Genomic DNA, 9,310 nt, shown 5'->3' on the forward strand with positions numbered 1-9,310 from the left:
GCCCACACGGCCCGTTGTCGCGCGGAGCGCTCAGACGGTCGGCTGCTGCGACACCTCGCCGCCGGCGGTCTCCGCGAGGATCCGCTCGGCGACCTCCTTCATGGTCATCCGGTGGTCCATCGCCGTGCGCTGGATCCACTTGAACGCCTGCGGCTCGGTCATGCCATACGTGGTCATCAGCGCGCCCTTGGCGCGCTCCACCGCCTTGCGGATCTCCAGACGGTCGGTCAGGCTCGCGACCTCGGCCTCCAGGGCCGCGACCTCCGAGTAGCGCGACAGCGCGATCTCCACCGCCGGGACCAGGTCACTCTTCTGGAAGGGCTTCACGAGGTACGCCATCGCGCCCGCCGCCCGCGCCCGCTCCACCAGATCACGTTGGCTGAACGCGGTCAGGATGATCACCGGGGCGATCCGGGCACCGGCGATGCGCTCGGCGGCGGCCAGCCCATCCATGATCGGCATCTTGATGTCGAGGATGACCAGGTCGGGCTTCAACTCCTCGGCGAGGCGAACGGCGGTCTCGCCGTCGCCGGCCTCCCCCACCACCTCGTAACCCTCTTCGACCAGCATCTCGGCGAGGTCCAGCCGGATCAGCGCCTCGTCCTCGGCGATCAGTACGCGCCTGCGCTCGGTATCCGTCGGCATCTCAGCCACCAGCCACTCCCACCATCGATCACTGCACGGCTACCACCCATGCTCCCGCATGAGAGTAGTCGGGTACAGTAAGCGCCACCCGCCGGGATGGTGGAACGGCATACACGGAAGTCTCAAACACTTCTGCCCGAAAGGGCTTGCGGGTTCGAATCCCGCTCCCGGCACTCTGTCATACACCTGTTCGATGATGCGGGTGTGCACCCACCGCAGATGCGGGCGCAGGCCCGCGCTCTCCGCGCTCGCGGAGACACCATCCACGCAGTAGCCCGTACCCTCTCCCTGCCCTACACGACGGTCTGGCACTGGTGTGTCGATCGACCCGAACGGGCGAAGCTCGGCACCGGATTGCGCTGCTTCCGCTGCTTGCCGGGTGTCGAGAATCCGACCGACCCTGCCGCCTATGCCTACCTGCTCGGCCTCTATCTCGGCGACGGTCATCTGGCCGTCTCACCGAAGGTGCCGGTGTTGCGCATCTACTGCTCCGACGCATGGCCAGGGCTGATCGAGGCGTGCGACGTCGCCATGCGGGCCGTGCTCGCGGCAAAGGTGCAGCGTGTCCAGAAACAGGGTTGCGTGGGAGTACAGAGTTACGGTGTGCACTGGCCGTGCCTGCTCCCGCAGCACGGCCCCGGTAAGAAGCACGAGCGCCCGATCGTCCTGGCCGACTGGCAGCGACCGATTCTGGAAAACCACCCCGGTGACTTCCTGCGCGGCCTGTTCCACTCCGACGGCTGCCGCGTCGCCAACCGGGTCACCGTGCGCGGCAGGGCGTACGTCTACCCGCGGTACATGTTCGTCAACGAGTCGGCCGACATCATGCGGCTGTGCCAGTGGGGCCTCGACCTGCTGGGCATCGACTGGCGGATGAACCGGCGCAACTCGCTCTCGGTGGCGCGACGGGGCGCGGTCGCCGTGTTGGACCGGCACGTGGGCCCGAAGTCCTGACCGCCGCCGGCGCGGGTCGTGTCGATCGTGGGAGCCTGGCCGCCAGGCGGCAGCGGGGTCGACGACAGGGGTGGGAACTGATGCGGGTGGTCATCTTCGGTGCGACCGGCATGGTCGGCCAGGGCGTGTTGCGGGAGTGCCTGCTCGCCGACGACGTGCGGGAGGTGCTGACTGTCGGTCGTCGGTCGACCGGTCGGCAGGACGCGAAGCTGCGGGAGCTCACGGTCGCGGACGTGGGTGAGTTGGATTCGGTGCGCGCCGAGTTGACCGGTGTGGACGCGTGTTTCTACTGCCTGGGCGTGTCCTCTCTGGGTCTGGACGAGGCGGCGTACACGCGGGTGAGCTACGACTACCCGCTCGCGGCGGCACGGTTGTTGGCGGAGGTGAGCCCGCAGGTCACGTTCGTCTACGTGTCGGGCCAGGGCACCGATTCGTCGGGTCGGGGTCGGGTGATGTGGGCGCGGGTCAAGGGTCGGGCCGAGAACGCGATCGTCGAGTTGCTGCCCAACGGCTACGCGGCGCGTCCCGGTTTCATCCAGCCGACCTACGGGGCGGTGTCGAAGACCCGGTTGTACCGGTTCGGGTACGCGGTCGCGCGGCCGTTCTTTCCGGTGTTGCGTCGGTTGCTGCCGAACCAGGTCACCACCACCGACGGGATCGGTCGGGCGATGCTGCGGCTGGCTCGGCAGGGCTCGCCGCGTCGGGTGTTGGGCAACCGCGAGCTGCGCTGACCGGGACCGTCAGGCGATCGTGTCGAGGGCTTGGGCGAGGTCGGCGCGCAGGTCTTCGGGGTCTTCGAGACCGACCGAGAGCCGCAGCAGGGCGGCGACGGGTTTCGCGTCTCCCTCGACGGGTCGGTGGGTGAGCGAGGCGGGGTGCTGGATGAGGGTGTCGACGCCTCCGAGGGAGACGGCGTGGGTGATGAGGCGGCAGGCGCTGGTGACGGCGGCCGCGGCGGGTGCGCCGCCGCGTACCTCGAAGGCGAGCAGGCTGCCGGGTCCGGCCATCTGCCGGCCGACCAGCGCCGCCGGGTCGTACACCGAGGGGTGGTGCACCCGGTGTACGGCCGGGTGGTCGGCGAGCCAGCCGGCGAGTTTCTCGGCGCTGGCCTGTTGGGCGCGGACCCGCAGCGGCAGGGTTTGCAGGCCGCGGTGCAGCAGGTAGCCGCCGAGTGGGTGCAGGATCGCGCCGGTGACCGCTCGGACCTGGCGTAGTCGCGCGGCCCAGTCGGCGTCGCAGGCGACGACGCCGGCGAGCACGTCGCCGTGCCCGCCGATGCTCTTGGTGGCGCTGTGCAGGACGAGGGTGGCGCCGTGTCGGGCGGGTTGTTGCAGTACGGGGGTGGCGACGGTGTTGTCGACGAGCAGCGGGACGTCGCCGGCCGCGGCGGCGAGGGCGGCGATGTCGACCAGGTCGAGGGTGGGGTTGGCGGGTGTCTCGACGATGATCAGCGCGGTGTCGGGGCGGATGGCGGCGGCGACCTCGTCGGGGCGTGCCCAGGTGACTGTGGTGCCGAGCAGGCCGGTGGCGAGGACGTGGTCGGTTCCGCCGTAGAGGGGCCGGACGGCGACGACGTGCCGGCGGTTGTCGCGGGCGGCGGCGAGCAGGGTGGCGGTGAGGGCGGCCATGCCGCTGGCGAAGGCGACGGCCTGGGCGGTGCCCTCCAGTTCGGCGAGGGCGGTTTCGAAACGGGCGACGGTGGGGTTCCAGAGCCGTTGGTAGACGGCGCCGCCCTCGGCGGGGAGGGTGCCGCCGGTGGCGAGCTGCTCGTACGCGGCGCCGCCGTCGTCGACCGAGGGCAGTGGGTTGGTGGTGGACAGGTCGATGGGTGGCACGTGCACGCCGAGGGCGCGTAGGTCGTCGCGGCCGGCGTGTACGGCCCGGGTGTCCACCGTCGTCATGCCGGTAGCGTCGAACATCTACCGCCTGATGGGCAATGGTTCGGCAGATCATTCTGTCGACCGGCTTGGTTTTGGTGGCGGATTCGGGTGATGATGGCGGGATGCCTCCTGAGCCGAACGATGTGCGGCCGTATCCGGCCCTGGACGAGGTGGACCGCGCGATCCTGAGCGAGCTGGCCGCTGATGGCCGTCTGCCGAACAACGCCCTCGCCGAGCGGGTGGGGGTGGCGCCGTCGACGTGTCTGACGCGTACGCGGGCGCTGCGCGAGCGTGGCGCGATCCGTGGTTTCCACGCCGAGGTGGATCCGGCCGCGCTCGGCCTGCCGTTGCAGGCGTTGGTGTCGGTGCGGCTGACGGCGCACGAGCGGGCGGCGGTGGACGCGTTCCGGGCCCGGTCGGTGCGGCTGCCGGGGGTGGTGTCGGTGTTCCACGTGGCCGGCGCGGAGGATTACGTGCTGCACGTGCGGGCGGCGTCCGGTGACGCGTTGCGGGACTTCGTGCTGGACCATCTGGCGGTCGACCCGGTGGTGCAGCACACCCAGACCAGTCTGATCTTCGAGCAGGCGCGCGGGATGGGCTGAGCAGCGGGTGAGCTGGCCGACGAAAACCCGCGTGGCGGAACAAAGCCGCCCGTTGACGGGTTGGTTGACCTTGTGATCACCGTACCGTTGTCTGTTCTTGATCTTGCCCCGGTCGCCAAGGGCACCTCCGCTGGCGCGGCGTTGCAGGCCACCACCGAGCTGGCCCGACGCACCGAGGAGCTGGGCTACCACCGGTTCTGGGTGGCCGAGCACCACAACATGCCGGCGATCGCCAGCTCCGCGCCCGCGGTGCTGCTGGCGCACCTGGCCGCGAACACCTCGACGATCCGCCTCGGGTCGGGTGGGGTGATGCTGCCCAACCACGCGCCGCTGGTGGTGGCCGAGCAGTTCGGCACCCTGGAGGCGCTGCACCCCGGTCGCATCGACCTCGGTATCGGCCGGGCGCCGGGCACCGACCAGGTGACCGCGCTGGCGTTGCGGCGCACCATGGAGGGCCTGTCGGCGGAGGGCTTCCCCCGCGAGCTGGCGGACCTGATGAACTACTTCAGCGGGGAGAAGCCAGGGCAGATCATCGCCACGCCGGGTCACGGTGAGCAGCCGGCCGTGTGGCTGCTGGGTTCCAGCGGTTTCAGCGCCCAGCTCGCCGGTCTCCTCGGCCTGCCGTTCTCGTTCGCGCACCACTTCAGCTCGGCGAACACCCTGCCTGCGCTGGCCCTGTACCGGCAGAACTTCCGGCCGTCGCAGTGGTTGGACAAGCCGTACGCGATGGTGGCGGTCAACGCGGTGTGCGCGGAGACCGACGAGCGGGCCGAGTGGCTGACGGGGCCCAGCGCGTTGTCGTTCCTGAAGCTTCGCTCGGGCCGGCCGGAGCCGCTGTCGACGCCGGACGAGGCGGCGGCGTACCCGTACTCGGAGTTCGAGAGGGAGTTCGTCCTGCAACGCCGAGACGGTCAGGCGATGGGTTCGCCGGAGACGGTACGCCGGCAGCTGACCGAGTTGATCGAGCGCACCGGCGCGGACGAGCTGATGCTGACCACGCTCGTGTACGACGTCGAGGACCGGGTGCGGTCGTACGAGTTGATTGCCGAGCAGGTGGCGGGCGGTCTGCACCGGGCGGCGTGAAACACGATCTTCACGTCAGCGTCACCCGGCCGACCCGGACGGTGCCTAATGTTGGTGCCGGTGGTGGTACGGCATTCTCGGTCGGGACGGGTCGAGAATGCCGCGGTGTGGCGCACCGGGCCGGAGCTGAGCGGATTCCGCGGCTGCGGCCCGGTGCCTGCCACCCTAGGCGGCCCCGTTCGGGACCACCAGGGGTCAGATCAGCGTAGGTAGATGTTCGGGGTGGGCGGGTCGGCCATCCCGTTGCCGATGAAGAACCCCGGGTGTGGCGGTTGGTTGTAGGCGGTGTTCTGCCACGCGATCGCCACCCGATACTGCGGGTCGTGCATCAGGGTGTGGATCCGCGTGCTGGTCGGTGTGGGCGTGCTGTAGACGCGCAACGCCCGGCTGTCGGTGGTTCGCCAGATCACCTCCTCACGCCAGTCGCCCAGGATGTCGCCGGAGAGCGCCGGTGTGGACTTGGTGCCGTTGTTGGACGCCACCCCGCTGCCGGTGAGCAGCCGGGTGTCGCCACCGGTGCCGTACTTGTCGATCTTCGTGGCGTCGAGCAGTTCCCGCACCGGGTCACCGTCCCACCAGGCGAGGAAGTTCGCCGACGACGGCTTGCGGCCGATGTTCTGCCCCCGGGTGTTGGCCAGCCCGGTGGCCGCCGACGACCAGGACTCCGCGCCGGGGCTGCCGGCCCAGATGTCCGCGGAGGCACCCCGGCCGTTGTCGCCGGAGGCCGGCGTGGACCAGAGGACCTGACCGGTACGGGCGTCGGCGAAGTAGGAGCTGGGCTTGCTGGCGTCCTCGTCGACCTTGAACACCTCCAGGCCGGCGCGGCCCGGGTCGAGGTCCCCGACGTGCATGGCGTCGCCGTGCCCGTTGCCGGTGGAGTGCAGCAGCCGACCGTTGTCGTCGATGGTGGCGGCCCCGTAGACGATCTCCTGCCGGCCGTCGGAGTCGACGTCGGCGACGGAGAGCTGGTGGTTGCCCTGCCCGGCGGCGGCGCCGTTGCCGGAGGCGTTCGAGTCGAACGTCCAGCGCTTGCGCAGCGTGCCGTCACGGAAGTCCCAGGCCGCGATCACCGCTCGGGTGTAGTAACCCCTGGCCATGATCAGGGAGGGGCGCTGCCCGTCGAGGTAGGCGGTGCCGGCGAGGAACCGGTCCACCCGGTTGCCGTACGAGTCGCCCCAGGAGGAGACGGTGCCGCGCGGCGGGTCGTAGTTGACGGTGGAGAGCACCGCGCCGGTCTGCCCGTTGAACATGGTCAGGTACTCCGGACCGGACAGCACGTAGCCGCTGGAGTTGCGGTGGTCCGCCGACGACGAGCCGATGACCTGGCCGGTGCCGGAACGGGTGCCGTCGGCGGTCTTCATGGCCACCTCGGCACGGCCGTCGCCGTCGTAGTCGTACACCTGGAACTGCGTGTAGTGGGCGCCGGCGCGGATGTTGCGGCCCAGGTCGACGCGCCACAACCGGGTGCCGCCGAGGGTGTACGCGTCGACGAGGACGTTGCCGGTGTAGCCGGACTGGGAGTTGTCCTTGGCGTTGGACGGCTCCCACTTGAGCACGATCTCGTAGCTGCCGTCGCCGTTGAGGTCACCCACCGAGGCGTCGCTGGCGCTGTAGCTGTAACTCTCGCCGCTGGGGGTGCTGCCGCCGGCCGGGACCTGCAACGGCACGTCCAGGTAGCCCGCGCCGAACTGCAACGCCGGTGCCGACGCCGCCTGCTCGGCGCCGTCCACCACGGCCCGCACGGTGTACGCCGAGCCGGCCGCCGCGCCGCTGTCGAGGTAGTTGGTGGCGCCGGTGATCGGGCTGGCGTTGACCTTTGTCGCCCCCCGGTAGAGGTTGAACGCGACCCCGGAGGTCTCGGTGCCGAGCAGCCGCCAGGAGACCAGGTTGCCGCTGCCGGAGCGGACACTGATCAACCCGCGGTCCAGGTTCTCCATCTGCAAAACGCCAGCCGACGGCGGCGGAGTGGTGGGTGGTGGCGTGGTCGGGGGTGGCGTGGTCGGGGGTGGCGTGGTCGGTTCGCCGGTGGGTGGGGCGCCGGTGCAGGTGGTGCCGTTGAGCCCGAAGCTGCCCGGCACCGGGTTGCTGCCGGTCCACGAGCCGTTGAAGCCGAACGTGGCGGTGCCGTTGGTCGCGATGGCGGCGTTGTGGTCGACGTTGCGGGCGGTGACCTGGGCACCGGACTGGGTGACGGCGGCGTTCCACGCCTGGGTGACCTGTTGCCCGGCGGCGTACGACCAGGTGAGGGCCCACCCGTTGACCGGGTCGCCGAGGTTGGTGACGGTGACGTTGGCGCCGAAACCGCCCTGCCACTGGTTGGTGATCTGGTAGTCGACCCGGCAGCCGACGGCGGCGGCCGAAGCGGCGACCGTGCCGAGGGTGCCGGCCACGACGGCGGCGGCCGTCGTACCGGCGAGCAGGATCAGCCGATGTCTGGACGGGTGCATGGACTGCCTCCGGGGATCCGGTGATGATCGCTGCGGCCCACTGACCCTGCCCGGGAAGCACAGTGGACCGGCCCGGCCGCGACTGCGGCGGACGGCGATCTGATCGGGGTTGAACGCCCTGGAACTCACGGATCCGGCTCACCGCGCATCGTAAGGCAAGCGCTTTCCGGTACGCAATATCGACGACCGTCGTTCATTTTCAGGTCTTGCCCCGTCAGGCGCCACCTGATCAACTCGTGGGTGTGAGCGCCCCACACATGAGCCCCGACGAGTTCCGCCGAGCCGGCCACGCCGTCGTCGACTGGATCGCCGACTACTGGGCGACTGTCGAACAGCGACCGGTCGCCCCGTCCGACCCGCCGGGCACCGTCGCCGCCGCCCTCCCCGCCACGCCACCGACCACCGGCGGCGAACCGGTCGAGGCGGTCCTCGCCGACCTGGACTCCATCGTCGTACCGGGGCTGACCCACTGGCAGCACCCCGGCTTCTTCGGCTACTTCCCGGCCAACACCTCCGGCCCGAGCGTGCTCGGTGACCTGGTCAGCTCCGGGCTCGGTGTGCAGGGCATGCTCTGGGCCTCCAGCCCGGCCTGCACCGAGCTGGAGACGGTGATGATGGACTGGCTGGCCCACCTGCTGGACCTGCCGCAGCGGTTCCGCTCGACCGGCAGCGGCGGCGGGGTCATCCAGGACTCCGCCTCCTCGGCGACGCTGGTGGCCACCCTGACCGCACTGCACCGGGCCAGCGGAGGGCGCTGGCGCGACACCGGCATCGACCGGCGCTACCGCGCCTACACCTCCACCCACGGCCACTCCTCCATCGAGAAGGCCGTACGCATCGCCGGGCTGGGCAGCGACGGCGTCCGGTCCATCGAGGTGGACCCGGACACCCAGGCGCTGCTACCCGACGCGCTGCGTACGGCGATCGAGGCCGACCTGGCCGCCGGTGACGTTCCCGCCATCGTGGTGGCGACCATCGGCACCACCTCCACCACCGCCATCGACCCACTGCCCGAGATCGGGGCGATCTGCGCCGAATACGGGATCTGGCTGCACGTCGACGCCGCGTACGCGGGCTCCGCCGCCGTCTGCCCCGAGCTGCGGTGGTCGCACGCCGGCCTGGAGCACGCCGATTCGTACTGCTTCGACCCGCACAAGTGGCTGCTCACCGGCTTCGACTGCGACGCGTTCTGGGTGGCCGACCGCGCCGAACTGATCGAGGCGCTGACCGTGCTGCCGGAGTTCCTGCGCAACGCCGCCTCCGACTCCGGCGCGGTCATCGACTACCGGGACTGGCAGGTGCCGCTGGGCCGGCGCTTCCGGGCCCTGAAGCTGTGGTTCGTGCTGCGCTGGTACGGCGCCGAAGGGCTCCGGGCCCACATCCGCTCCGGGGTGGCGCTCGCCGCCCAGTTCGCCGATCGGGTGCGCGCCGACGACCGCTTCGAGCTGGCGGCGGCACACCCGTTCTCACTGGTCTGCTTCCGACTGCGCGCCGACGACGACGTCAACGCCGCACTGCTGGCCCGGGTGAACGACACCGGGCGGGTGCACCTGACACACACCCGGGTCGCCGGCCGCTACACGCTGCGCATGGCCATCGGCTCCCCGCAGACCACCGAAGCGCACGTCGACGAGGCCTGGACGCTGCTCGCCCACGCGGCCAAAGACCTGCTCACCCCCTGACGCCCCTCCCCCGCACC

At 70.7% G+C, this 9,310-nt stretch carries 8 protein-coding genes and 1 tRNA gene; 6 read left to right on the forward strand and 3 right to left on the reverse strand.

Annotated elements, in window-relative coordinates; all coding sequences use genetic code 11:
• Window positions 1-30: 30 nt before the first annotated feature.
• Entirely contained in the window at window positions 31-654 is a 624-nt protein-coding gene (locus KBX34_RS25105; protein WP_088951901.1) for an ANTAR domain-containing response regulator, read from the reverse strand.
• Between the two features lie 81 nt (window positions 655-735).
• Here KBX34_RS25105 and KBX34_RS25110 point away from each other — a divergent pair.
• The 3 genes from KBX34_RS25110 (at window position 736) to KBX34_RS25120 (ending at window position 2,330) form a co-directional block, all read left to right on the forward strand.
• Window positions 736-818 (forward strand) — tRNA-Leu (locus KBX34_RS25110).
• Between the two features lie 31 nt (window positions 819-849).
• Window positions 850-1,599, forward strand: coding sequence for a transcriptional regulator (locus tag KBX34_RS25115; RefSeq protein WP_210927264.1), 750 nt, complete (start codon window positions 850-852; stop codon window positions 1,597-1,599).
• A gap of 80 nt (window positions 1,600-1,679) precedes the next feature.
• Window positions 1,680-2,330: an NAD-dependent epimerase/dehydratase family protein gene (locus KBX34_RS25120; RefSeq protein WP_210927266.1), complete on the forward strand. Its 651-nt coding sequence runs from the start codon at window positions 1,680-1,682 to the stop codon at window positions 2,328-2,330.
• A gap of 9 nt (window positions 2,331-2,339) precedes the next feature.
• Here KBX34_RS25120 and KBX34_RS25125 read toward each other — a convergent pair whose 3' ends face one another.
• Window positions 2,340-3,518: a PLP-dependent aspartate aminotransferase family protein gene (locus KBX34_RS25125; RefSeq protein ID WP_210793926.1), complete on the reverse strand. Its 1,179-nt coding sequence runs from the start codon at window positions 3,516-3,518 to the stop codon at window positions 2,340-2,342.
• 83 nt (window positions 3,519-3,601) lie between these two features.
• Here KBX34_RS25125 and KBX34_RS25130 point away from each other — a divergent pair, with 83 nt between their 5' ends.
• Together KBX34_RS25130 and KBX34_RS25135 are read left to right on the forward strand one after the other, a co-directional pair.
• Window positions 3,602-4,081: an Lrp/AsnC family transcriptional regulator gene (locus tag KBX34_RS25130; RefSeq protein WP_088949299.1), complete on the forward strand. Its 480-nt coding sequence runs from the start codon at window positions 3,602-3,604 to the stop codon at window positions 4,079-4,081.
• 72 nt (window positions 4,082-4,153) lie between these two features.
• Complete coding sequence (locus tag KBX34_RS25135) at window positions 4,154-5,164, forward strand: LLM class flavin-dependent oxidoreductase (RefSeq protein ID WP_172862072.1); 1,011 nt, start codon at window positions 4,154-4,156, stop codon at window positions 5,162-5,164.
• A 200-nt stretch (window positions 5,165-5,364) separates the two neighbouring features.
• Here the strand turns inward: KBX34_RS25135 and KBX34_RS25140 are convergent, their stop codons facing one another.
• Complete coding sequence (locus KBX34_RS25140; RefSeq protein ID WP_210793925.1) at window positions 5,365-7,611, reverse strand: cellulose binding domain-containing protein; 2,247 nt, start codon at window positions 7,609-7,611, stop codon at window positions 5,365-5,367.
• Window positions 7,612-7,853: 242 nt separating this feature from the next.
• On the opposite strand from KBX34_RS25140, the gene KBX34_RS25145 reads away from it, so the two are divergent.
• Window positions 7,854-9,293, forward strand: coding sequence for a pyridoxal-dependent decarboxylase (locus KBX34_RS25145; RefSeq protein WP_307871488.1), 1,440 nt, complete (start codon window positions 7,854-7,856; stop codon window positions 9,291-9,293).
• Window positions 9,294-9,310 lie beyond the last annotated feature (17 nt).

Source organism: Micromonospora sp. M61, assembly GCF_018070245.1.
GTDB lineage: Bacteria > Actinomycetota > Actinomycetes > Mycobacteriales > Micromonosporaceae > Micromonospora > Micromonospora zamorensis.

Excerpts from the sequence above, each read along its gene's own strand:
- KBX34_RS25125 (WP_210793926.1), bottom strand. The coding sequence starts at position 3,518 with ATGTTCGACGCTACCGGCATGACGACGGTGGACACCCGGGCCGTACAC.
- KBX34_RS25140 (WP_210793925.1), bottom strand. The coding sequence starts at position 7,611 with ATGCACCCGTCCAGACATCGGCTGATCCTGCTCGCCGGTACGACGGCC.
- KBX34_RS25130 (WP_088949299.1), top strand. The coding sequence starts at position 3,602 with ATGCCTCCTGAGCCGAACGATGTGCGGCCGTATCCGGCCCTGGACGAG.
- KBX34_RS25120 (WP_210927266.1), top strand. The coding sequence starts at position 1,680 with ATGCGGGTGGTCATCTTCGGTGCGACCGGCATGGTCGGCCAGGGCGTG.